We start from the raw sequence: 24665 nt of genomic DNA on the forward strand, positions 1-24665 counted from the left end.
CACGAAAATGCAGACAGCTAGCGTTATACGCTCAATACGTGAAGCAACAATGTTACAAATTCAACCTAAGACAGTACGAATGAGATTGCTTATTAATTTACATTCATCACATTAAGAACTTCGAGTCGGGACAAACTATTTTGAAAAGCTTATGCAATCACATTTTATATAATTTGATCAAAAGCTCTAATTTTAACAAAAGTTGAATGGTTGGATAAAAATGGTGTATGCGAGAGGAATGATCTTCACTATTGACATATCACACACCAAAAATCCCGCAAAAATTAAAAAATGCAGCATCAAACAAAATGCGATTAGTCGTACTTATGGTGAATAAATATTATTAATTGTACTCGCCGACAGCTTATCTCTATCTTGGCTACATTACCCAACACCATAAACCAACGCGATTACATAGGGAAAACGATGACCGCCATTACCGATTTAGACATTCTGTTAAAGTCCATGTCACCCGAGCTCATTGAAGGTGATTATGTTTTCTGTACGGTAGAGGGAGGACTAGCCGACTATGTCCACCTCAATCCGATGGCGACCTTTCGAGAAAAAGAAGGGTTAACTTTAGTACTAACAGAAGAAGTGGCGACTCAAGCGCAGTTAAGTTTCGACGGTGTGTTTAGCATGATCACTTTATCGGTACACTCGAGCCTAGAAGCCGTAGGGCTGACTGCCGCGTTTGCAACTAAACTTGGCTCTTACGGAATCAGTGCCAATGTGATTGCAGGTTATTATCACGATCATATCTTCGTCCAGAAGCACAAAGCAGATCAAGCTATGAGCGCACTTCGAGAATTCTCAGAAGCGAATTAGCAGAAGTGAGCTAGTAACATAAGCGATCTAAGTAGATGAGTTCGCTCGTTCACGTATAAAGCTGACCAAGAGCTTGGTGAGATGCGTGTGATAACTCATTGACCGATAATGGATGTAAATCGTTAATGGGGCTAGTTCAAGGTCTAACCGTTGTTCGACTAACGAGCCCCGGTCCAACTCATCTCGACAGAATTCTCTTGGTAGCGCCACAAAACCTAACCCTTTAACAGCTATAGCTTTAGCGATAAACCCACCATCAACATTGATGTCTGACTTAATGGTCATGTTCTTCAAGTGTTCTGCATCACTAAATACCCAGGGGTTACCAGCAAACGCTTTATAACTTGAAATACAAGGCATTGCTGACAGCTCCTCAACTGTGGTCGGTGAGCCATATTCCGCCAGGCAAGATGGTGAAGCTAAAACCGCACTCTCCCATTGACACAATGCCCGTGAAACCCAGTCACGATCATCAAGCGAGCCTCGCTCAAAACTAATAACGATATCAGGATCGCTGTTTAACGCGCTTTCTATCGACGTACTGTGTTCGCAAAACAGAGAAACATTGGGGTAGCTCAGAGCAAAATCAGCGAGAACCTCACCAATGAAAGGGATGTCTGGTGAGCTCAAGCGAATACTGCCTTTCATTGACTCCGTTGAAGTGCTGACATTTTGCAATGTTTGGCTCAATTGACGAAGAGGCTCTCGGATTTCGTTGTAAAGCATTTCACCAGCCGAAGTTGGCGTCACCTTTCTGGTTGTCCGGTAGAACAATTTATTACCAAGCTCAGCTTCAAGCTGTTGAACATGTCTACTTACCGTTGAGCTAGGAATTAGCAAGCGTTCTGATGCCTTTACAAAGCTACTCTGTTCAAAGACACAAATAAATGAGTTCAACTAAGCATTATCGATTCTTTCCAATTAATTATCCCAAAACTGCTAATACTGAATCTCATATTAGCCTATTTTTCAGGATTATTTATCACGATAAGGTACAGAAAATTCGCTAAGGAGAACAAATTATGACAGCAAACAAATCGAAAATTTTTGAGCGCGATGGATACCAACTCAAAGTAGAGCAGCATGGTATAGGACCGAAATTATTGATTATTGGCAGTGTTGATTATTACAAAAGAGTGATTCCAACAAGGCTTCACGATCACTTTACTTGTCTGTACCTAGATCATCGAGGCTTTGCTCAAACCGTAAACGACACGCAGAACAACACCATCACTCTGGACATCATTTCCAAGGATATTGAAGCTATCTGCGACTATTTCAATATTCGCAAAACCAGTATTCTGGGGCATTCCGGACACGCGTACATGGCACTTCATTTCGCGAATTTGACCGATATTCAAATTAATAAAGTGATGGTAGTAGGTGCTCCGCCAAACTTGTCGGAGGCGATGAAAGCTAAGCAGTTGCTTTACTGGGAGAACAATGCCTCAAACGAGCGAAAGCGCCTTTTGGAGCAAAGCCTTGGAAAACTTGAACACGATATAAACAGAGAACCACATAGGAAGTTTGCGCACTTGTGTCATAGATTAGGCCCGATGCGTTGGGCAGATCCTAGTTTTAATGAGCTCCCCTTTTGGGAGCAAGTTACAACCAATACGACGCTACTGGATTCGCTCTGGGGTGATGCCTTTGGCAAAATAAACCTCGCTACGCTACCCCATGCTAACCAACTGGATGTTACTGTCGCCATTGGTGAGCTTGATTTCAGCATCGCGCCTTTGGATACGTGGTTGCCTTTAAAAGAGACATTTAGCTCGCTTGAACTAGTAGCGCTTAAAGGTGTATCTCATACTCCGATGTTTGAAGCGCCAAAGGAGTTTGTCGAATTAATGTGTCATCATCTTCTAGATTAAACCAACGACCTGTCTAACAGACATTCGTGAATCAGAAGACTGAAGCTAGCAAGCACAAAAAAAGCGACGTAATGTACGTCGCTTTGGCTTATTGCTTAATGCAAGCAGACTGATCAGGCATCAGTCCATTACACGCTTAAGTAAGCTTAAAAGTCGCCACTTTGTCACTTAAACCAGCGGCTTGGCTCTTAAGTTCATTCGACTCGGTTAAACTGTCCTGAGCACCTACCACCAAGTGGTCAGTCACATCTTTAATGGTCGTAATGTTCTGTGTGATCTCACCCGTTACATGGGTTTGCTCTTCTGCTGCAGTCGCAATTTGAGTCGCCATGTCGCTAATCAAGGCAACAGACGTGTTGATCTCTTCTAGCGCTAGAGAAGCTCGGTCTGCATCTTCTACAGAATGTAGTGCTAGCTTCGAGCTCGTTTCCATCAGTTCAACGGCTTGGGCTGTTGTGCGCTGTAGAACATCGATCGTTGCCTTGATCTCTTCCGTTGAAGAGTGAGTACGTTGAGAAAGCACACGAACTTCATCAGCTACTACGGCAAAGCCACGCCCTTGTTCACCGGCACGAGCGGCTTCAATTGCAGCATTCAAAGCAAGCAAGTTCGTTTGCTCCGCAATGCCTTGAATGGTGGCTAATACAGTCGAAATTTCTTGAGCGTGTTTATTCAGATCGCTAATCACACTACCCGCTTCGTTCACTTCATTCGCTAGGTTATTAATCGAACCTTTAGTGTCGACAACCAATGCATGACCGCTGTTGGTACTCGCAGCTGAGTCTTGCGCAGCTTTTGCCGTTTGCTCTGCATGCGATGCGATCTCTTGCGTCGCGCTCGCCATTTCAGTAACTGCCGTTGCAACCATGGTGATTTCTTGCTGTTGATGGTTCAGCTCATTCACCGAAAGATTTGCACGTTGTGCGCTCTGTTCAGATTGGCTATTCAACTGCTCCGATTGGCTACGGATATGACCGATTAGCTGCTGCAAGCTACCAACAAACGTATTGAAGTTCTGAGCCAACTCACCCACTTCATCTTGATTATCAACATGAATGCGTTGAGTTAAGTCACCACTACCGTTCGCAATTTGCGCCAGAGCCTGAGACACATGATTTAGTGGACGGAATAAAATGGTACAAAGTAAGTTAAATAGTACCGTACAAACCACCACCACTAGCAATGTCACCAACACTTGACCGATAACAGCGTCAAAGAGTGGCGCCACTAAAGAGTCATGATTCACCACGCTAATCGTAATTAGATTGGTTCCATCAATTGCACGCGCATACAGGACATAGTCGGTACCTTTCAACTCAATAGAGATGTCCTTACCGCTTACCAATGCCTTTTGCACATCTGAAAAATTCAAACCAAGTGAACTGATATCTTTGTTCAGTAGCTTAGTGTCTGCATGTGTGTAAACCGTGCCCTTGTTGGTCGCGATGAACATGTAACCTTCACCAGGAAGAATTACTTTCTCAAGGCTATTTAGAATGTCGGTAATTTCAACATCCGCGCCCAGTACAACCTGCTGGCCATGCAGTTGCATTGCAGTGCCCAGTGAAACTACATTCGCTCCCGTTGCCGCCGCAACCGTAGGGTTGTCCATGAAAACCTTACTTGGGTTTGCAACCGCATTGGTATACCAGCCCCACAAACGAGGATCATCATTACCCGGTGGTAGCACTACCCCGTTGGCATTCTCTTGTGAGCCATCAGGATACGCTAAGAAGACATTATCAAAAGAGCCAGAATCGCGAACCTGTTTCAGGTGAGTAACCAAACTTTCCTTTTGGGATTCTTGAGACAGAGAAGTAAGCGCACGCTCTTTGGATAAGATCCAATCCGATACGTATTGATTGTATGAAGCCGATGCACCTTCTAAACGCTGTTCAACTTCTGTATCCAAACGCTGCAATGAAGCGCGAAATGAAAGTGCTTCAACCAAAATCCCCCCCAGGATGATGGCCAGACTGGCAGAGATCGCCAGCTTATTCTTAAGTGAGAGTTTCTTTAACATAGGAAACCTATAATTTTTGTATAAATAGCGCCGAAAACAGGACCGTTCCCACGCTGCAAGCAAGCTGATATATTTTACACATTAAAATAAATTATAAAATGCCCTAAGCTATTGTATTTAAGGTATATGTAAGCCGAAAGATAGATCCAGATCAAACCAAAATGTCGAACATCATACGCTAAGAGTCAATATTAATTCACAAGTATCATGTGATTGGTAAATGCCACGCCTATTGCTTCATCTATCACAATCAAAATAGCGTTTACCCTATCATTCGATTAATCTTATAAGTCGTTATGTCCATAGAGTTTTCTTATGTCTCGAAGCCAACGCCTCTTTGACTTGCTTCAATTATTGCGCTGTCACAAATATCCCGTGCCTGCCGATCACCTTGCTCACGAACTGAATGTCAGTACACGTACCATTTATCGTGATATTGCGACGCTACAAGCACAAGGCGCGGAAATTGATGGCGAAGCTGGTGTTGGCTACCTGCTTAAACCCTCTTTTACTCTACCACCTATGATGTTCTCCTCGGACGAACTAGAAGCGCTGCGACTCGGTGCCGAATGGGTCGCTAAGCAAGCTAATGGAGAGTTCAGTGAATCGGCTAGAAATGCGATTGCCAAGATCTCGGCCGTGCTCCCTCCAGACCATCAGGCTAAGCACAGTGAAGATATCATTCGTGTTGCTTCAATTATTGAGGTTGCAGACTTAGGTTTTGATCTGTCGGAAATAAAACTAGCGATTAAACACCAGAACAAAGCACAAATTCACTACACAGACGCCAAGGCAAAAGTCAGTTCTAGGGTCATATGGCCTATGCTGATCGGCGTATTTGAAAACTGTTATGTATTGGTCGCTTGGTGTGAAACACGCAGTGCCTATCGAAACTTCAGGCTCGATAGAATTAGCAAATGGGCCATGTTGGAAGAAAAGTATTCGAAGTCACGGCATAGCTTACTCAAAGAATGGCAAAGCATGGAAGGAATTACAGACAAAGTGATTCGCTACTGACAAAAACTGTCACTAAGTCGGGATATATTTCTGCTGTCCAAAGAAACACCACACCAGATAACCTAACTAGGAGCAGTTATGTTTACTATCGATTCATTTGTCCTTTATGTCACTGACATTCACCGCAGCATGGATTTTTATTCCAAAGCCTTTGATTGTGAGCCAACACTGCTATCACCAACGTTTGCTGCCTTAACTTTTGCAAGCAACGTGAAGATCACCCTCAAGCAATCTGACGCTCTAACGCCAACAAGCAAAGTAACTGGTGGCGGCACTGAGCTATCGATAGCAATGACAGATAAACAAGCTCTGGAAAACCTCTATAAAGAATGGAGAGCGACAGGAATCCAGTTTGAACAAGCACCAGAAGAGTCCGTGTTTGGTATCAACTTTGTCGCGATTGACCCAGACGGCCACCGCATTCGAATCTTCGCCTAAGTGAAAAAGAGCAAGCGACACTCCCGTTGCTTGCTCATCTCATCTCATCTCATCTCATCTCATCTAGCTCATCAGCCAAAAAGAACTAACCGAAGTCTATGGTCAGTAACAATCGAGTTTCTTCAGATGAAGTGACAGGCGAACGGTGGACAAGGCCTCTGTTTTCATTACCGCTCCAACGCTCCCCTTTCAATAACGCCACATCACCAGCGGACATGTGCTGGATGTCAGACTCGTCATTGTAGAGGCCAGATGCTGAGTCTGGCTGGCCATTACTTCCACGACCAAGTTTAGAACGGTCAACCGCATCGTTCTCTAGCCACTGAGTCGCAATGCCATGATAGGTTGTCACTAATCGGCAAGGTACTTGGTCAAAATGAAAGCGAGGACACATTGCCTGATTCAATACAGCCAAACGGAGACCAACTTCTTCAAGCTCAAACAAGCAACAGAACATGTCCACCAACTCAGTCATATTTTCTAGCAGGGCTTTTGAAGCCGTTCCGTCTGTAGCGAATTCCAATTTGTCGAAAGCGTTTTCAGGCGACACGCTAACAGACTTACTAAAATTTGGGTTAGCCGCAATGAACTCATTGATTTCAGACATAAAACTCTCATCAAAGTTACGCTGCCATATCGCGACATTGATATCATCTTGGTAAATGTCAGCCAACACTGTCGGGGATGAAGCTGCACTACAAGATGGATTTCGGCCCTTCTGCCCTTTATGAGCTAGCATTCCATCAATACTTGACGATTGATTACAACTCGTTGTCAAAGGTTCAGCTAAAACGGCATTCATTATCTTATCTCCTTGCTGCGTGCTCGTATTCTCTAGAGGCAATATCTCTGTTTGCCAAAACAACAAATTAAGGAAACGTTATAACATAACAACACACATTCAAACAACTCAGGAGATCATGGTTCCATAAGTACCAATATGACCTGTGTGCCCCCTACCGAATTTAGCGCATGAGTAAGGTGTTGAGCTGAGCTTGCTCCTATACTTCTCAAAGTTGTTCAAAATACGAACAGCGCTATTTGGTTCAACTGGTAATCCATTATGTGGTGACAACTTATGAATAAACTACTTACAACAATCGGGCTTCTTTGCACCGTCATATCAGCGCAGTCTTTTGCAGAAAGCGGCTACACATTAGATCCGAAGCTGTCGAATGTCACATTCGCAACCATTAAAAAGCAGTTCGTCGTTGAACCCGCTTCCATCAAGCCTTCGTCCGGCGGGCTTACCGAAGATGGGAAATTTTCAATTGTATTGGACTTGAAAAGTATTAGCACTGGTGTGTCTATTCGTGATCAAAGGCTAAACGAGCTGTATTTTGAATCAATGAACTTTCCTGAAGTTAAGATCTCGGGATCCGTTGAGCCTTCGCTGTTAACAGGTGAACCCCAAAATACGACGATAGCAGCAGAAGTGACTCTGCATGGTGTAAGCAAAACCATCGATTTCCCAGTCATAGTCGTACCCTCTGATGGTTTTGTCATGGTGAATTCAACTTCGACCATCATCGTCAATGGTGCAGATTTTGGTATTTCGGCAGACAATCTAAACAAACTTTCGGCAACAGTAGGCGGATTAGCGCTTTCCGATAAGGTGCCACTCAACTTCAACTTAATGTTCGATAAATAAAGGTCGATTACAGAGTGAGTTAACACGAGTCCAGACACTCATAGGAGAATCACAGCATTACCCTATGAGTGTGCGTAAAGTCCAAACCTCCACACACTCCCCAACGAAAGTCCAACCAACCACTCGGAAGCGACATTAAAATAGGACATACTAAGCCCTACAACCAACACTCAAAAGAATACAGCAACCACCCATTATGAATTCTATCAGCCTAAGCGACTCCTTTTCTCTTCCCAACGGTCAAATCATTAAGAATCGCCTATTCAAATCGGCCATGAGTGAGCAACTTGGCGACAAACAGCATAATCCTAAACCAGGGCTAGCTACCTTGTACCAACGCTGGGCGCAGGGCGGCATTGGTTTGTCCATCACAGGCAACGTAATGGTTGATAGAGGCGCTCTCGGCGAACCCAACAATGTGGTTCTAGATGAGCACAGTGACCTTACTCAATTTGAAGCATGGGCAAGTGCGGGCAAGCAAAATGGCTCGCAGATTTGGATGCAGCTAAACCACCCAGGGAAACAGATCCCGAAGTTCTTATGTGAAAAACCTGTTGCTCCATCGGCTATTAGTCTGGAGCGTGGACTAGAAAAAGGCTTCAATACACCGCGAGCGCTAACCGACTCTGAAATCCATGACATCATTAACAAGTTTGCCTTAAGCGCCAAACTAGCAAAGCAATCCGGCTTTACTGGAGTGCAGATACACGGTGCACATGGCTACCTTATCAGCCAATTTTTATCTTCAAGACACAACCAGCGTGACGATAAATGGGGAGGTTCACTAGAGAACAGGCTTCGCTTTGTGATCGAGCTATACCGCGCGATTCGTAATGAAGTTGGAAAAAGTTTCCCTGTCGGAATCAAGCTTAACAGCGCAGATTTCATGAAAGGCGGCTTTACCGAAGAAGAATCGATGCAAGTGGTTCAAGCACTCAGCCATGAGGGTATCGATCTTATTGAGATATCCGGAGGCACTTATGAGAGCCCGTCGATGATGGGTTCTAAGAACAAAAGTGAACCCGTAAAAGCAAGCACAGTTAAGCGTGAAGCGTATTTCTTAGATTATATGGTCAAGGTAAGAGAGTTAGTTAGCACACCTCTGGTGGTAACTGGTGGCTTTAGAACAGCACCGGCAATGAATGACGCTTTGCAGACATCAGCCACTGACTTCGTTGGGATTGCTCGAACAATGGCAGTCGACCCCGACTTTCCTAATAAATTAATGGCAAACCCAGCTCACGGAATGCCATTAGACGTCCCTACAACAGGAAAACCTGCGCTGGATAGAATGGCAATGGTCGGGTTGGTTTGGTATGAACACCAAATGTGGCGAATTGCCGCAGGGAAAGACGCAGATCCAAAACTTAGCGCACTAGGAGTCGTGGTCAAAACCCTTCTAACGGCAGGCTGGCACGCCTTTAAAAAGCGTCGCGCATAATGCATTTATTGGCCTGCAATACGTGAAAAACACCTTAAAAGATGTCGTCGGTGTCACATGTCGTTACATAGCATGACCCCTTTAGGCTTTACATCTCAGGCGAGGTAAACAACAATCCCTGAGAATAAATCCATAACACAATGTATTTAGAGATTATGAGTAACACTGAAAACAAAAAATCGAGTCCTCTTTTTGAAGTCGTATTTAACGTCCTTCTTCCGTCATTCATCCTTATGAAGTTCAGCGGAGAAGAGCACCTCGGAACTGGCTTAGCACTGCTTGTCGCACTCGCCTTCCCTATTGCTTACGGTGGTATGGAACTAATCCGCAACAAGAAGTTTAACTTCATCGCAGCACTTGGCTTTGTCAGCGTGTTACTAACTGGTGGCATTGGTTTCTTTGAGCTAGACACGCGTTGGTTAGCTCTAAAAGAAGCTTTAATCCCTGGCTTAATTGGTCTAGCGGTACTCGGCTCTACTTTTACTCGCTATCCATTCATCCAAAAAGTGATTTTCACGCCTGCATTGTTGAACATTGCTCTAATTGAAGAGCGTTTAAAGCAATTTGGAAACCAAGCTAAATTTGATCGTTGCCTAATGACATCAAACTACATGTTCGCTAGCACGTTCGCATTCTCTTCTGCGATGAACTATTTCCTGGCGACTTGGATTGTTACTAGCCCTGCGGGTACTGCGGCGTTCAATGAAGAGCTCGGTAAATTGACTCTATATAGCTACCCTGCGATTGCGATTCCAAGCCTGCTTATGATGCTAGGTATTTTTTACTACATCTGGCGCCAAGTTCGTGACATGACCTCGCTAGAGACAGAGCAGATTTTCGTCACCAATAAATAATATCGCTCGAGCAGCCTATCCCAAAGCCCAGCGTTTCGCTGGGCTTTTCTATATCTATCACCAAGTAAAAACGAATAACTCAGGTTGCAGATAATTAGCACGATGACGACTCTTCCAACCCCTCAAAATCAGAATGTCCTGAAAGACCTTCTACTATTCGTATTTAAAACGCTAAAAATCAACAACTTGTATCAAACGGTCAATTGGTGGTTTTCTAAACGATCTTGTTGGTTACTTAACAAAGCCCTACCTAATCACTGACAATATCGTACTTGGTGTTGATAAGATCGCTCAAGCTAGGTGCCAAAGGTAGACACCAGCCTTACTCACTAAGGAATCAAGAATATGAACAAATCTCAATTAGTTGAACACATCGCTACATCTGCAGACATTTCAAAAGAACAAGCGGGTAACGCGCTAAATGCACTTGTAGGAGGTATTTCAACAACACTTGCTAACGGTGATGAAGTAGCGATCCTTGGATTTGGTAGCTTCAAAGTAAACACTCGCGCAGCTCGTACCGGCCGTAACCCACGCACAGGTGAAGAAATTCAAATCGCTGCATCTAAAACACCAGCATTCAAAGCGGGTAAAGCGTTAAAAGAGGCGTGTAACCTTTAAACTAGCGCCTTAAAACGCAGAACGATAAGGAAAATAACGATGACTACGCCACAGGACAAAACCAAAAGCAGTCGCGTTAAAAAAGCAGGTAAATCAACAGAAAACCAAGCACCTAAAACTCGACAACGTATTGAAGAGCTTCTAGAAGAGCGTGAACTGGCCAAACTGTTAGAGCTTTAATTTAGCCCTGCGTTGATAACAAGCGATAGATAAACAATGCCACTGCATCTTTGCAGTGGCATTTTTGTTTAACCTCAAGTACCAGTGAACTAGCCGTTTCGATCTTCACAAACCCACCCACTAAGTAATTGGTCCTATTACATTGTCATACATACCTATACATACCTAAATTTCACTTTTCATTATCATCGCAGCCTTGATGTTTATGAGTGTATAGAATGTAAAACCCAATGCGAATGTGTTCGGGGGATGCTTCTTCTTTTGAGGTGATTATGAATGTAGTTCGTATGGGAATTGACGCTAATGTCCATAAAAGTAAAGGTAAATATAGAGCGATAGCTAAATTTACAATTAGAGCACTGTTTTACTACTCAGATATGAAAAAAATGAATGAGAACTTCGATTCTGATGAGAGAAAGCTCTTATTCAAAAAGCATCCGAACTTTCTATCGAAGTTTGTCACCCCTTATCTATGCAATGGCTTTAATAAAAAACAAAAAATCGAGATTTTGTCAAAACATTACGATTGGTTTGAAGATACCTTCAACAAACTAGCTCGAATCAGAATATACAACGATATACTTAATCTCATGGAGTTAGAAATTGATGGGCTGACTTACCTCTTAAACCTCAGCTTCGAACGTAATTCAAGGAAAGAAGGTGAACTCACCTTGTCACTGACCGATTCGCAATTGAATAAGATGTACACCCTATCATTCTCAGTCTTCAACAATGATATCTACATCGGTGGTGTTCAAGGTGGTGCTAATGGTAACGGGTTCAGCCGTACATTTACTAAAGCGATTTACGGTTTGAGACCTAAATCATTCATAGTCGAGACACTCCGATTGTTGGCGGTAAGCCTTGGTATTAAAAATATTTATGCAGTTAACGAAGCGAGCCATGCATATAATTTGCTTAGGTACGGAAAGAAAAGTAAAAACTTCACTCTAAAATACGATGAGCTTTGGGAAGAGCACAACGGAAAGCTGCACAACAAGTACTTTTACGTATTGCCTTTGCGCGCAATAAGAAAAGATCTTGAGCCGCTTAAACGCCAAAAACGAAAGCTATATCGCCAACGTTACGCTTGGTTAGACCAATATGAAGAAGATCTCAGAGCCGCTATTAACCCTCACTTACAAGCGCCTATCACCTTAACGGTTGATCTCGCCAAAGCAAGCTAATGAGTTGAGGTTAACACCGCCAACCGAAAGGTTTTCTTACCAATGAAAAGCGTCTATAGGTTCTTATTCGTATGAGTCTATAAACGCTTCGATCAAGCACAGTTCCTACACCTAACTACTCTCACTTCCAAAAACGAAACTTTAGCTTACTGGCTTTAGACCGATATCGCGTTGACGGTTAGCCTTGAGAAGCGCATGCTTTTATTTCGAGCAGAGTCGTTCCTGGCCGTTTTGATAAGCGAACCGATAAGAAAGTGCTCTGTGTAACGTATCTAATTGAGTGGCGAGTCAGATGAATAAAGTTGTTATGTTTGTAATGGGGATGCTTTTTACCAGCCGTTTGTTTGCCAGTATCGCCCCCCATGTTAAGCAATTAGAGCATGATGCGCCTATCCTACTCCGCTCTGCGTTGATCGTTTTTGTAGCCGCTTATGTCGTTTGGACAGGTGTTAAACATTACAAAAAACGCAAAACCTCAGCGCTGGAATCAGAGCAGACTAACAGCTAATACCTTACGCTATGTATCGCTGTCTCGGTTAGTTGTCTGCAAAATACTCGACTAAGATTTTACGCCACTTACGAGACTCTCGAATTTGCAACAGAGCGCGGTTAATCTCTTCTTCGTAAGGGTTATTTTCTGTAATGATAAAACCGTAGTTTTGTTTCTCTAGCTGATACGGTAACACCTCTAAATCTTCAAATTTGCCACTCATTCTGCCATTCCCAATCATGTATTTAAGCACTACATCATCGGCTACAATGGCGTCGACTTCTCCTTCTTCTAAAGCAGCCAAAAGCCTAGGCATATCAACATAGTTCTCATGTCTGATACCAAAGCTGGTCAATAGCAGAGAGGACGTAGTCGCGACCTTGGCGCCTACTTTGACATTCGCTAGATCATTAATACCTTTGATCTGAGAAGATCCTTGACTGAGTGTAAGTTTACTCGCTAATACAGCAGTAATACTGGCAATGAAAAGCATACTGAATACGCCAATAAACACCGTAGCAATCCGCCCCGTTAAACTCTTAAATTCAAAGTAATTAAATGGGCCTCGAGTAATGAAAAGTAAACCAAGGATAAAACTCTCTAGCCAGCGTCCAGTTCGGCTTTTCATCGAATAGAGCTTCTGGTTTTCACCGTGTTCGAGCATATAGAAAAATGCGCCGATGACACCTGCGATAAATACAACCACACCGATGATCAACCACAAAGCTGGGTTGAAGAATATCGAGTGTAAAGTTTCAAGATAGCCTTTCTTTTTGACTGCGATAGCAAGGTGCGTTTCGTAAAACGAATGGGAAAAATCAGCAAAAATCTCTCGCTCTGGAGTGATTGAAATACAAGACACCCCTATGTCTATCTGTTCTGATTCAATGGCGTTGAGCAGCTCGTCGAGTGGATGTTTTTCTATCGTAAACTCAACATCCATATCTTTGGCTATCTTTTCCCACAGCTCAATACTGAGGCCATCCCACTCATTATCCATCGAACCAATAACAAAAGGAGGACAAGGATAAACGCCAACTTTAAGTGGTGCTGATGAAGTCATTGAGCTAAAGAAAGGGAGAATTAAGAGAGAGAAAACGGCACAAAATCTAAGTACCAATTTGAAGAAATTTTGCATCAGCAGCCCTCCAGAATGGGCAGCGATGAATTGAATCGAAGACGAAGGCTCATCAACTGAAAACGCACAGGAGAGATCAGAAGTGAAGGTATTTTATGATGAGTTCAATACTGCCCTAGCTTTAATAGTTATTACCTTAACTATAGAAAAGCTCCTTTTGATGTGCAAAAGAGCGGGCTAAAGTTCAAAGCTTGAGATGACGGTATCAAACGTTAATACAACGCAACCTTAAAGCAAAAGCATCACAGTGTAAGAGTAAAGGTACTTCCTGCTCCTAATTCAGACTCCACCGTTAAGCTTCCTTCCAAGTTCTCAACCATTGCAAGTGCTAGAGATAACCCGAGACCATACCCTTCAACGTTGCTTCGACTGCTGTCGACTCGGTAAAGGCGTTCAAAAATCAGGTCCAGATATTTCTGCTCTATGCCTACACCAGTATCTCGAACGCTAATCTCTACCTTATCCAAAGCATTTTTCTCTATATGAACCGTCACTTTCCCCTCTGGTTCCGTGTACTTAATGGCATTGTCTACAAGGTTAACCAACACTTGAGTTAGCTTGTCTGGGTCGGACTGAACAACAAGGTCACGCTTACCTTCAACCACTAGCTCGATTTGTTTATCTTCTGCGACATCTTCATACCAGCTCACCACATTACTAACCACATCCGACACCTGTGTCGACATCTTCTGTGGAGTGCGCTTGCCAGTTAGTTCGTCGTTAAGCTTCATCAATGCGGTAAGCATATTGCTAGCCTGCATCGCATGCTCAGAACAGTCTGCCAATGCATCTTTCATAGCCTGCTCATCGACATTATTCAGCAATGCAGTTTGGGACGCCAAGGTAATACGTGACAAAGGAGTTCGAATATCATGGGCAATCGCATCGACAGTGGTATTCAATGTTGTCGTGACATGCTGGAGCTTGGCAACAGCGGTGTGAACGCTAGAGCTGATAACGTTGAGACCTTGTTGTGTTTCAGGTTCAGCATCTTCCTGAATGCTATGGCTTGGAAGCTCTAACTGCCCTTTTTTAAGCTTATCGAGCAGATCACCAAAAGTAATCAATGGGGACATCGCACTGTGAATAATTTTACGAGTAAACACCGCAGTAACCGCAACAAGTGCAAGCAAGGCATACAAGGTCATTAACCATTGATTGTAAGCGATATAATCTCTCGATCGGTTGTCCAAGACCAACCAGAAATCGTATTGATCTCCTTGAATAGATAAAGACATATAGGGACTAAAGATAAAGCTTTCTAACCACGAACGATTTTCATCAATTTGGAAGTGAGATAAAGGCTGTGCTGGAGATAGGTTTGATGTTCCCGCGATGAACGTTCTTTCAGATAAAGCACCCTTTTCAACCTTGTAAGCGGCGATGTTGTTCTCACGTAACCGATGGGGGTTAGCCTCTAAAACGTGAATCAAACGTTCGCTAGAATCGTAAGTCAGAATACGTTGATACTCCGTCGACATTGACGTAAGGATCTTCTTCTCAGTTTGGTAAAGGTCGAAAAAGAAAATGGCCCCAACGATCATTTCCACCAGCAACAAGCAAAGTAGTAACGTCGACATAAAACGACATAACAAATGTCTCTGCGTTTTAGCTAGCGCTTGCTCGATATTACGACTTGAGGACATAACCAACCCCTCGAAGTGTGTGAATCAACGGTTTAGAAAAGCCCTTGTCGACTTTGCTGCGCAGTCGACACACCAGCACATCAACCACATTGGTTTGTGGATCAAACTGATGTCCCCAAACATGCTCAAGAATCGCCGTTTTCGACATCACAGATTCTGGGTTTTCGAGCAGTAACTTCATCAACATGAACTCACGCTGGTTGATAGTGATCGTCTGTTGCTCTCTTTGTAGTGTGTGTTTCAGAAGATCTAAGCTAAGCGGACCATAATGCAGCTCTAAGGCTTGAGGTGACGGCTGCTTTCCCCTACGAACCAACGTTTGGCAACGTGCGAGCAACTCTGGAAACGCAAAAGGTTTCACCAAGTAATCGTCCGCACCCGACTGCAACCCTTGCACGCGTTCTTCTACCGAATGCTTAGCACTTAATATGATGACGGGGGTCGAGTAGCCCTGCCCTCTTAGCTCAGCAAGCACTTCAAATCCATCTTTCTTTGGCAACATGATATCGAGAATGATCACGTCGTACTCTTCAGTAACGGCCTCGTGCACCCCATCAATACCATCTATTGCGTGAGTCACCGTTATCCCTTCTTGCTGAAAACCATTCACTAAAAATCGTGCGATATGAATGTCATCTTCGATCAACAGTATTTTCATTAACGTCCATTTATCTCCTCGCTGTGCCTTAAATACACTTTATCAACATCCTGTCTCGAATATAACCAACATTGCAACTTTGTAATGTTCTAGAAAGCCAGTGGTAATCCTGCATTCGTTAGTATGAACCTGTTGATTAAGAGTGACTTGTCAATATCAGACCAGCACTCATCGAAACCCTATATACGAAAAAGAATGTCTTAATGGAGTAAACATGAAAATGACAAAACTAACTGTAATAGCAGCAACTCTTGGTTTCCTTAGCCTTTCTCACAACGCAATGGCGGCAGAAACACAAACGGTCTCTTTCACTCAAATTTCATCAGAAGCGGCATTCAAGCTTGCTCATGAAGCGGTTAGCCAATGCAAGGCTGATGGTTACAAGGTGTCGGCTACGGTCGTCGGTTTATCAGGGAATGTGATTGCACAACTTCGCTCAGATGGCGCTGGTATCCACACGCTTGATAGCTCACGCAAGAAAGCTTTTACGGTCGCTAGCATGAAGCAGCCATCAGGTAATCTGATGAAGCTCATTGCAGAGAAGCCAATCATGCAACCACTACAAAATATGGATGACAACTTGCTGTTCTTAGCTGGCGGTGTTCCGGTACAACTGAACAATGCCATGATTGGTGCGATTGGTGTAGGCGGTGCTCCAGGTGGACACTTAGATGTCGCATGTGCCGAAAAAGCGATTAAGAAATTCTTCTAGAATGTGAACTCCTTGCCCAACGTAGAACGCCTCGCACTTGCGAGGCGTTTTCTAGCTATGCCCTAAGCATCTCAAGTTAACCTTGACCTTCTAACAAAGAGCAACCTTACCCTCAGTAAAGAATTACCAACTTATTACTCGTTTATCATTAGGTACTCATTGCCTCAATATGCAACAAAGAACAACCTTGTTAGTAAGGAATTTCAGCGAATACCTTCACAAAACAACAGGGAATCAATATGAGAAAGTTAATTTCTGTCATAGCTATTTTGGCATCAAGTTCGGTACCAGCAGTCGAAGTCATCAAACATCAATACAAGGTCACAGGCTCTGTTACTATCATCAACCAACAGGGCGAAGTGTACACGGTTGGGGCAAAACTCCCTGTAGACCTAGTCACAGCCGACGCTAATGCTGTGAATGAAGGTACCTTAGGTGCAGTCATAAGAACAAAAGAGTACCTTCCTGAGTTCTATGCTGAAGCGGGTTACGATATTGGGGGGAAGATGAGGTGTCGCCTGCCTGAAGAAAATACCACTCGATGGAACTTTAACGATTTAGAAAATCAAGGCCCTATCTGCTCTTGGAGAAAAAACGGCTCTCAATTCTTCTTTTACTTGAACACCATCATTGCTGAAGAGTCAGGTGTTGATACAGATGGTACCGTAACGAAAGAGCATACTCTAAGAGGCACCATGTACGAAGCATGGCATGGCCAGACAGAAGTTACACTAACTGGCATAGAGCATCGATCTGGCCTCTACTCTTTTTCCAATCCACATATGCTGATAATGTCAGAACAAGTAACTGTTGAACGTCCACAAGCGAGGTGTGATTTCGGTAATGGTTTAGAGGTTTTAGGGAATCTAAAGGGCGATACACTATCAGTTCCCTCAACAATAGAATGTGAATATGGCAGCCCAACCAACTCAAAACGACTAAACCTAAATTATGACGTTGAACAAGATGCCTATCAAACCACTGCCTACAATCAATACCACGGAGACACTATATTCCAGCTACGCGGCATCAAACCAAAACGCACAACCTATGCATTTGCTGAAACTAGCCTGTTGATATCTAGCCAAAGAGGTAACTTCGAGCTACCGAATGCTCAATGTGATTTTGGGGCTGGGTATATCACTCTTAGCGAGCTCAAAGGTGCGGTAGTCAGAGCAAACCAAGCGGTGCCATGTAAATTTGGAGCTAACCACAAGCAATTTGTGGTACTTAAGTAACGATTGCTGTTGAGTATCTAGATTCAGCGTCTCTCACCAAATGAAGGCCTCGCGAGCTTGAGGCCCTCATTTCGTTGATCACTACAAACATGACTTGTCCAAAGTGCTAACTTTGCTCATTTGCTATATCGATGATCCGTGTTCACGCCGCAAGACAAAATCTAAGCAAAGCTATAATCTTCGAACTCTGGATACGGAGACTAAAGGAAGAAAGCTAAAACATGACACAAATTTGATGTGAACAGCACCACCAGTTGTTATAATATAACATTACATCAATTAACTATTATGTCTCATGAAACAGCTATTTAATCTAACCAAGGTGCTCAGCTGCCTCTCCTCACGATATCTATGTCGTTTCTCAACGCAATTACGCTCTGTTAAGCATTTAACACTTTGGTTAGCAATACTGACTTTTGCTCCGAACCTACAAGCACACCCCCACTCTTGGATCGAAATGAAAACTCATATTGAGGGTGAGAATGGCATGATTACCGGCCTCTCTATGGAGTGGTCTTTTGACGCCATGACCTCTATGTATATGCTGGATGGTGAAGACGTTTCTCCAGATAAAGAGGAAGAGACGTTCAAGAACCTTGCGGCCTCAGTGATCGAAAACATGATGTACGAACACTACTTCACCTATTTCTACGATGGCGAGGAGCCAATTAAATATCAGGTTGCTGAACATGCGAAGTTCAAGCGTGACAAAGCCAAAATGGTACTCACATTCGATCTACCTCTTTCAAAACCTAAGCCTGTAACACGTGACTCCTTACGTATGCTGATTTTTGACCCGAGCTACTTTGTCGATATGTCGTGGATCGCTAATGAAGACGTGACGTTGTCTCCAGAACTCGCAAGGCAATGTAAGTTAGAAATTATCGAGCCGAACCCAACGCCTGAGCAAATGAGTTATGCGATGTCGTTACCAGCCGATGCCGATCCAGACAACACGTTAGGCCAGCTATTCACTCAGTCGGTCGAGCTTCATTGTGCAGCGGTTCCTGGTGCTTAACCAAGGCGTTTTTTTACGATTAGGCGTTTCGACCATTAAGCGTCTGCGCTCGTTAAATCAATCTAATCATCGAGAAAAAGATTTCTGATAAAGGTGCTTTTAATGCAGAAAAATCAATTAAAAACAAAGTACTACCTTATGGGCACTGCAGCCTTAGTACTTGTTGCAGTAGGTGCGTACCAGCTGTGGGTTATGTGGCCATCACTAGTCATATCCAGCATTCAATGGCAAAGAGAAGTTAATTCAGAGCTTGCTGACCTCCTCTACGAGGCGAAGTCCAACCCTTGGGGTGCGGGCAGCTACCTTATCGGGTTCAGCTTTATCTACGGCATGCTTCACTCATTAGGCCCGGGACACGGCAAGGTCATCGTTTCGACCTACTTAGCTACTCACCCAACAAAAGCAAAAGCCAGCTTAGTTCTGACTATCGTCTCTGCATTTTTACAAGCATTGGTCGCGATCCTATTAGTAAGTGTCTTGCTATGGGGCTTTAGCGCTTCTATGCGAATGGTGAACGACAAAGCAAACATGTTTGTTTCATTAAGCTTTGCTTTAGTCGCGGTGATTGGTGCGTTGATCTGCTGGAAAGCACTTAGAAACATCTACCGCTCAATCCGCAAACCAAAGTTGAAAGTAAAAGCGATCACCACATTAGCTGCCGATACGTCTTCTCCAATTTCAGTCCAACCACCAATGACGCTTCGCTCATCAGTACCAGCTGGTTCAATGATGTTGACCCCATCAAACGCATTACAACCTGCAGAACACGCTCACGCAGATCATTCTCATGCAGACTGTGGATGCGGCCACCAGCATGTTGCCGATGCGGACGCTATAAATAAAGCTTCAACACTTCGCGAATATGCAGGAATCATCGTTACGATTGGCGTAAGGCCATGTACAGGTGCGATTATGGTTCTGCTTTTCGCAAACATGGTTGGCTTATATTGGATGGGCGTTGTCAGTGCCTTTGCGATGGCGATAGGTACCGCGTTCACGACCTCGACGATTGCAATCATGACACTAACGGGTAAGAACTTGGTAAAACGCTATTTGGCAGCAGGTAACAAAAATAACAGTGCGTCACTGAAAGTCGCAGGTCATTATTTACAACTGTTTGGCGGTGTTTTACTTGTCTTGATTGGCTTATTGCTAATGAGTGGGCAAGGCCGCGGCATGTCGCCAGTGTTTACTATGTAATTGATAGACATGCACTCTAAAATTACCAGAGGCCTCATAACATCCCCACAGACTAAAGGACTCTCAACAAGAGTCCTTTTGTACTTTACTGGCATGCACCTTATTCAACCGTTGCATTACTAATAACTTAAATACGACTTACCAGTATCATCGATTTACAAAACAGAGCCAAAATTTCTAAATAAAAGCAGTGAGAAGCGATACAATAATTAAGTTGCGAAATCGCAGCGTGGGACACCTGCCCACTGACAGTCCATTTACAGAGAACCTTAAAGTAGCCATACATGTCTAAAGATTCCGGTTTCACCACAGAGTACACCCTCGACAAAGCTTTCTTTGCTGAGTGTTATGATCAAACGAGCGTACCAACTCAATTCCCTAAAGCGTATTTAAAGGCGTTTTTGTTCCTTCTTTTTGGTTGGGTTCTACTTGAATTTGAACTATTACCAAGCGGCTACGTTGGCTGGTTCTTCATTGTATTGAGTGTCATTGAAGCGTTCAGCGTGTATTGCAAACGAACCTGGTGGTTGTGGCGACAAAGAATCAGTTCAGGAGCTGGTAGCAAAGTAGTTTTCCAAGGTGATTTAGACGGCGTAAGTTACAAAAACTATAAGACCACCAACACGATAAAGTGGAGCCAGATCGACGAGCTTGAGCAGACTGACCTTGGCTTTATCATTCATATTGGCAAGCAGCGCCAATACGTGAGTAAGTCATGCTTAAGTGACGATGCAATTAGTTTTATGGTTGAGCAGCACAAAGCATCAAAAGCTAGCTAATCCCTATCAGTGCCTGCCAATTTGGTGGGCATTTTTGTTACCTATATTGTCATCAATCAACTTCATGTTCTTAATCGGATTACATCAATGAACACCGTTTACCAAATCAGCGATTGCCACCTTTCTGATGACGCCAGCTATAACAACTTGCGTAAAGCGTTGGAGTTTGCCGATAGCGATCCAAACTGCGATACGATTTTCATAACCGGTGATATTTGTTGTAATCCAAAACCTGGCGACTACGTTGGATTGGAAGCATTCATTAAGCAACACGTAAGTGGTAAGTCGATTTACGCGATTGCAGGCAACCATGATGACTCTTGCTTAATGCGTGAAGAACTAAAAGGCTCGGCGATTCTTGTCACCGATAAAGCCACCGTTTGTGAGCGCGAATTTCTATTTCTCGATTCGAGTTTCAAACCTAAAAACAGAGTTCACCCACTCGGTTCAGGGCGTATCGATAATCGAGGCATCGCCCAATTAAAGAAACAGCTGAGAAAAGCCGACAACCCTATCGTTGTTGTTCACCACCCTGTGATTCCCGTCGGTGCCGATTGGATGCAAGCAATTCGCCTGGAGAACGATTTTATTGTAATGAAGGTACTTCAAAAATATGGCGTGCGTGAAGTCATTTGCGGTCATGGGCATGATCGAATAACAGTGACCCGACAAGATATTACTCAATATATGGCGCCTTCAACAGCCTACGGGTTTGACCACTCTATCGACGAATATAATCGTAGTGAAAAGATTGGATTGAGTAAGATCTCACTTTCTTCGAACTCTATTGAATACCAAGCACTCTACCTTTAAAACAGAACTGGTGCTGAAACAAAAAACCTGCCGAGCATGGCAGGTTTTTCTTTATCGCCTTCCCCATACTCCCTTAGCTGAGAGGTTTCTATACTCTCAATTTATCAACTTGTGATTGAAACCAGCACAACAATGGAGTTTGGCGTTACACTGAATAAGACACAGCAAGTAAAGAGGTTTTATGACGTTCTCCCCTGCCATTCTACGTAAAATCTGGTACTCCCCTTCGGTCAATCTTGGGCTTCGAGCCACCAGCGCCATTGTGTTGTTTCTTGGTTTAGGTGTGTTATTCAATCAAACGGCTGTCGCGATGACCGCGCTGATGACAATGCCTGCCGCTTTAGTTAGTGGGCTGGATTCTGCTGGCCCAAAGCGTTGGACTCGCTTTGCTATTACCGCTACCGCTTGGGCGTTAACTCAAGCAGTCAGTTATCTGCTACTTATTAGCGGCCTGCCTTTATGGGTAACCTTTGGTCTCTTAGGTGCTTTACTTGCGAGCGCTGCAGTAAACGGTCCATTCTGGGGACGACTTGGCATGTCTAGCCTGTTGATAGCTATTGTCACCTTATCACTTCACAGCTCCAAAACCACACTCAGCTTGTACCCTATGCTGATACTTGGGCCTCTTACTTTCGCACTGTTTAGTTGGTTATGGTTTGCGCTGTGGAAGCACTATGCGTTACGTGTCTGCTTAGCTGCAATTTACGAAGCATTAGCAGACTACATTCAATATCGCCAAGAGTTCTTGTTAGGTGGAGAAAATGAAGCGTTAAAAAGACGTATTAAGTATCAACTAATCGAGCTGTTCCAGCAGGCTCTACAGTCTGAGTCATTCCGTTCTAAACATGACGATGCTAACAAACTTCGGGAAGCTCTATACCTCGCTATCGATATATTTGAAATCGTAATAAGCAGCCACACCAGCAATCCAGATCTGTTAAACCAATTTCAATCCAACAAGCACAAGCGTGATTTACTGTTAGTTTGGAGCCAACATTGCCAGCAAAGATTAAAACATAAAGCCAAGCAACTTCTGCACAACACCAATGAAGACATACAGCACTTAAGCTCCTTAGAACAAGAAGCCGATGATTTGATTGAGGCGGTGAAGCTAGAAGATCAACCTCGCTTCCGTTATTGGGCGTTCGCCGTAAAACACATCTCACGTCGTATTGAGTTGAGTGAACCCGCGTATGAGCGGTCTTTTGAAGTACAACCGTTCGAATTATCATTTCGCCTACCCAAACGAGATAACCCTATTTGGCGCCACGTTGCCCGAGTCGGTTTGATGTTTTCACTTGGTGCTGGCATCGCAGAATACTATGAATTAATTCGCCCTGACTGGGTACTTATCTCAATGCTGATGGTGATTCAGCCAAGCTTTTTGGCAACACGCAGTAAAACTTGGAAACGCTGCTTAGGCACTGCTGCCGGCGTATTGTTTGCGACGTCTTTGATCCAAATAGGTGTATCAGCCACAACAATGATAGTGCTGATCGCGATACTCTTACCCGTCGCCATGCTTAATATTATGCGCCACTACTCATTGGCTATTGGTTGTATTACCGCGCTATTGATTTTGGTTTACCAAACCATGGCACACCAAGGGCTCGATTTCGCCGCGCCACGTTTGATCGATAATGTGATTGGCGGTGCGATAGTTCTATTGGGCTATGGTTTGCTATGGCCTCAATGGCGAGGCAAAGAGATCCATAATCAAGCGATAAAAGCACTCAACAGTTCGAAAAGCTTGTTCCTGTATTGCTATGAACAACTTCAAATCGATGCCGAACAACATGACCATATTGAACTAACCAAGCAACGTGCCGCCATGCTAACCGCAGAAAGCGACCTTGAACTGATTTATAATGAGATGCAGCAAGAGCCAAAACACACTCGCGCCGATCCTCACTACTACGAAGATATGTTGAGCCACTATCGCCTGCTAAGCCATTATCTCTGCTTGCTCGTTCCACTGGTAAGAAAAGGCACCCAATACCAAGGTTCCCAACAAGTAGAGGCGCTAATACATGATGCGATGGATGCCTTAATCAACACCATCCGTGATAATCGAGTACATGAGCTACCTACACTGACCAACAAAACCGATGCCAATCACCCAATTTCAACCACTGGTCAGCAATCAGTAGAAGAGATCATCTGGTTAGCACTAATGACCATAAAACAAATGCACGACTTAGTTAGGCGTAACTTAAAGCCTTAAATGTCCGCGTTATTGAGTTAAAAGTCCCATCTCTGAATGTTCCGAATCAGGATCCATTCATAAGTTGTTTATATTCTCAAAGGGATATGCAACACACGGTATGATCCTTGGTTCGTAAATTTGGGCAGGACCGAAGCAGTGTTGAAGAGTCGTAAAGGGTTTACAGTTATTGAACTGTTTGTGGTTATCGTTGTTTTGGGTGTACTTGCAGCCATCGCAGCGCCGAGGTTCTTAAATCTCAGTTCAGATGCTCAAATAGCATCGTTACATGGATTAGGCGGAAGCGTAAAAGAAGCCAACCAACTGGTTTATTCTCAAGCGGTTATTGAAGGGCAAGAAAAGTTATCCGCAGGTAGTGTGACCTTTAATGGCACAGATGTCGAAACTCAGTGGGGCTATATCAAACCAACCTACGACAACATTGTTAAAGTGATTAATTTTTCTTCGGAGAAATTAGGTTCTCACAATGATATACCGCAAGAGGAATGGGGTGTATTCCCACGGAATGCTGGTAATCAAGGGAAAAGTATTCTCTATTTCATTCCTAGAGGCACCGAAAATATCCACCCAGATACCTCTACCTATTGTTTATTCCATTACTCTTTGCTTAGCACTTTGAGCGAACCCCAATATTA

General features: G+C 43.7%; 24 protein-coding genes and 1 pseudogene. 19 read left to right on the forward strand and 6 right to left on the reverse strand.

Annotated features, from left to right (window positions below):
* Positions 1 to 426: 426 nt before the first annotated feature.
* A complete protein-coding gene (locus L0991_06820) occupies positions 427 to 828 on the forward strand; it encodes an ACT domain-containing protein (protein ID XGB63777.1) in 402 nt (133 codons plus the stop codon).
* Positions 829 to 855: 27 nt separating this feature from the next.
* Here L0991_06820 and L0991_06825 read toward each other — a convergent pair whose 3' ends face one another.
* Positions 856 to 1668, reverse strand: a complete 813-nt coding sequence (locus L0991_06825; GenBank protein XGB63778.1) for a LysR family transcriptional regulator — start codon at positions 1666 to 1668, stop codon at positions 856 to 858.
* A gap of 182 nt (positions 1669 to 1850) precedes the next feature.
* On the opposite strand from L0991_06825, the gene L0991_06830 reads away from it, so the two are divergent.
* Positions 1851 to 2702 (forward strand): alpha/beta hydrolase, encoded by an 852-nt coding sequence (locus L0991_06830; protein XGB63779.1) that lies wholly within the window; start codon positions 1851 to 1853, stop codon positions 2700 to 2702.
* 136 nt (positions 2703 to 2838) lie between these two features.
* On the opposite strand, the gene L0991_06835 is transcribed toward L0991_06830, so the two are convergent.
* Entirely contained in the window at positions 2839 to 4725 is a 1887-nt protein-coding gene (locus L0991_06835; protein ID XGB63780.1) for a methyl-accepting chemotaxis protein, read from the reverse strand.
* Positions 4726 to 5040: 315 nt separating this feature from the next.
* Here L0991_06835 and L0991_06840 point away from each other — a divergent pair, with 315 nt between their 5' ends.
* Positions 5041 to 5742 (forward strand): YafY family transcriptional regulator, encoded by a 702-nt coding sequence (locus L0991_06840; GenBank protein XGB63781.1) that lies wholly within the window; start codon positions 5041 to 5043, stop codon positions 5740 to 5742.
* Between the two features lie 78 nt (positions 5743 to 5820).
* The gene (locus L0991_06845; GenBank protein ID XGB63782.1) at positions 5821 to 6180 is read left to right on the forward strand and encodes a VOC family protein; all 360 of its coding nucleotides are present in this window, start codon (positions 5821 to 5823) and stop codon (positions 6178 to 6180) included.
* Positions 6181 to 6265: 85 nt separating this feature from the next.
* On the opposite strand, the gene L0991_06850 is transcribed toward L0991_06845, so the two are convergent.
* Positions 6266 to 6982: a DUF1826 domain-containing protein gene (locus tag L0991_06850; protein ID XGB63783.1), complete on the reverse strand. Its 717-nt coding sequence runs from the start codon at positions 6980 to 6982 to the stop codon at positions 6266 to 6268.
* A gap of 276 nt (positions 6983 to 7258) precedes the next feature.
* Between L0991_06850 and L0991_06855 the strand changes: the two genes are divergently transcribed.
* The 7 genes from L0991_06855 (at position 7259) to L0991_06885 (ending at position 12622) form a co-directional block, all read left to right on the forward strand.
* Entirely contained in the window at positions 7259 to 7831 is a 573-nt protein-coding gene (locus L0991_06855) for a YceI family protein (GenBank protein XGB63784.1), read from the forward strand.
* Positions 7832 to 8027: 196 nt separating this feature from the next.
* Positions 8028 to 9272 (forward strand): NADH:flavin oxidoreductase/NADH oxidase family protein, encoded by a 1245-nt coding sequence (locus L0991_06860; GenBank protein XGB63785.1) that lies wholly within the window; start codon positions 8028 to 8030, stop codon positions 9270 to 9272.
* Between the two features lie 155 nt (positions 9273 to 9427).
* A complete protein-coding gene (locus tag L0991_06865; GenBank protein ID XGB63786.1) occupies positions 9428 to 10126 on the forward strand; it encodes an MFS transporter in 699 nt (232 codons plus the stop codon).
* 345 nt (positions 10127 to 10471) lie between these two features.
* Entirely contained in the window at positions 10472 to 10747 is a 276-nt protein-coding gene (locus L0991_06870; GenBank protein ID XGB63787.1) for an HU family DNA-binding protein, read from the forward strand.
* 39 nt (positions 10748 to 10786) lie between these two features.
* Positions 10787 to 10927: a hypothetical protein gene (locus L0991_06875; protein ID XGB63788.1), complete on the forward strand. Its 141-nt coding sequence runs from the start codon at positions 10787 to 10789 to the stop codon at positions 10925 to 10927.
* A gap of 377 nt (positions 10928 to 11304) precedes the next feature.
* Positions 11305 to 12114 carry a VirK/YbjX family protein gene (locus L0991_06880; GenBank protein XGB63789.1) on the forward strand — a complete coding sequence of 270 codons (810 nt, stop codon included), beginning with the start codon at positions 11305 to 11307 and terminating at the stop codon, positions 12112 to 12114.
* A 292-nt stretch (positions 12115 to 12406) separates the two neighbouring features.
* Positions 12407 to 12622, forward strand: coding sequence for a hypothetical protein (locus L0991_06885; protein XGB63790.1), 216 nt, complete (start codon positions 12407 to 12409; stop codon positions 12620 to 12622).
* A gap of 28 nt (positions 12623 to 12650) precedes the next feature.
* On the opposite strand, the gene L0991_06890 is transcribed toward L0991_06885, so the two are convergent.
* The 3 genes from L0991_06890 to L0991_06900 form a co-directional block, all read right to left on the reverse strand.
* Positions 12651 to 13742: a transporter substrate-binding domain-containing protein gene (locus L0991_06890; GenBank protein ID XGB63791.1), complete on the reverse strand. Its 1092-nt coding sequence runs from the start codon at positions 13740 to 13742 to the stop codon at positions 12651 to 12653.
* Positions 13743 to 13984: 242 nt separating this feature from the next.
* The gene (locus L0991_06895) at positions 13985 to 15388 is read right to left on the reverse strand and encodes a HAMP domain-containing histidine kinase (protein ID XGB63792.1); all 1404 of its coding nucleotides are present in this window, start codon (positions 15386 to 15388) and stop codon (positions 13985 to 13987) included.
* A complete protein-coding gene (locus L0991_06900; GenBank protein XGB63793.1) occupies positions 15372 to 16046 on the reverse strand; it encodes a response regulator transcription factor in 675 nt (224 codons plus the stop codon). The genes L0991_06895 and L0991_06900 overlap by 17 nt, the downstream gene beginning before the upstream one ends.
* Positions 16047 to 16260: 214 nt before the next feature.
* On the opposite strand from L0991_06900, the gene L0991_06905 reads away from it, so the two are divergent.
* The 8 genes and pseudogenes from L0991_06905 to L0991_06940 all read left to right on the forward strand — a co-directional run bounded on the left by L0991_06905 (position 16261) and on the right by L0991_06940 (position 24282).
* Positions 16261 to 16758 (forward strand): heme-binding protein, encoded by a 498-nt coding sequence (locus L0991_06905; GenBank protein XGB63794.1) that lies wholly within the window; start codon positions 16261 to 16263, stop codon positions 16756 to 16758.
* A 239-nt stretch (positions 16759 to 16997) separates the two neighbouring features.
* A complete protein-coding gene (locus L0991_06910) occupies positions 16998 to 17996 on the forward strand; it encodes a hypothetical protein (protein XGB63795.1) in 999 nt (332 codons plus the stop codon).
* A 295-nt stretch (positions 17997 to 18291) separates the two neighbouring features.
* On the forward strand, positions 18292 to 19014 hold the full coding sequence (locus L0991_06915; GenBank protein XGB63796.1) for a DUF1007 family protein: 723 nt from the start codon (positions 18292 to 18294) through the stop codon (positions 19012 to 19014).
* Positions 19015 to 19116: 102 nt separating this feature from the next.
* Positions 19117 to 20214, forward strand: coding sequence for a nickel/cobalt transporter (locus L0991_06920; protein ID XGB63797.1), 1098 nt, complete (start codon positions 19117 to 19119; stop codon positions 20212 to 20214).
* A 284-nt stretch (positions 20215 to 20498) separates the two neighbouring features.
* Positions 20499 to 20993, forward strand: coding sequence for a YcxB family protein (locus tag L0991_06925; GenBank protein ID XGB63798.1), 495 nt, complete (start codon positions 20499 to 20501; stop codon positions 20991 to 20993).
* A gap of 87 nt (positions 20994 to 21080) precedes the next feature.
* Positions 21081 to 21806, forward strand: a complete 726-nt coding sequence (locus tag L0991_06930; GenBank protein XGB63799.1) for a metallophosphoesterase — start codon at positions 21081 to 21083, stop codon at positions 21804 to 21806.
* 181 nt (positions 21807 to 21987) lie between these two features.
* A complete protein-coding gene (locus L0991_06935) occupies positions 21988 to 24030 on the forward strand; it encodes an FUSC family protein (GenBank protein XGB63800.1) in 2043 nt (680 codons plus the stop codon).
* Between the two features lie 141 nt (positions 24031 to 24171).
* Positions 24172 to 24282, forward strand: a pseudogene (locus tag L0991_06940) (prepilin-type N-terminal cleavage/methylation domain-containing protein).
* The last annotated feature ends 383 nt before the right edge of the window (positions 24283 to 24665 follow it).

It is taken from the genome of Vibrio chagasii, assembly GCA_041879415.1.
Lineage (GTDB): Bacteria > Pseudomonadota > Gammaproteobacteria > Enterobacterales > Vibrionaceae > Vibrio.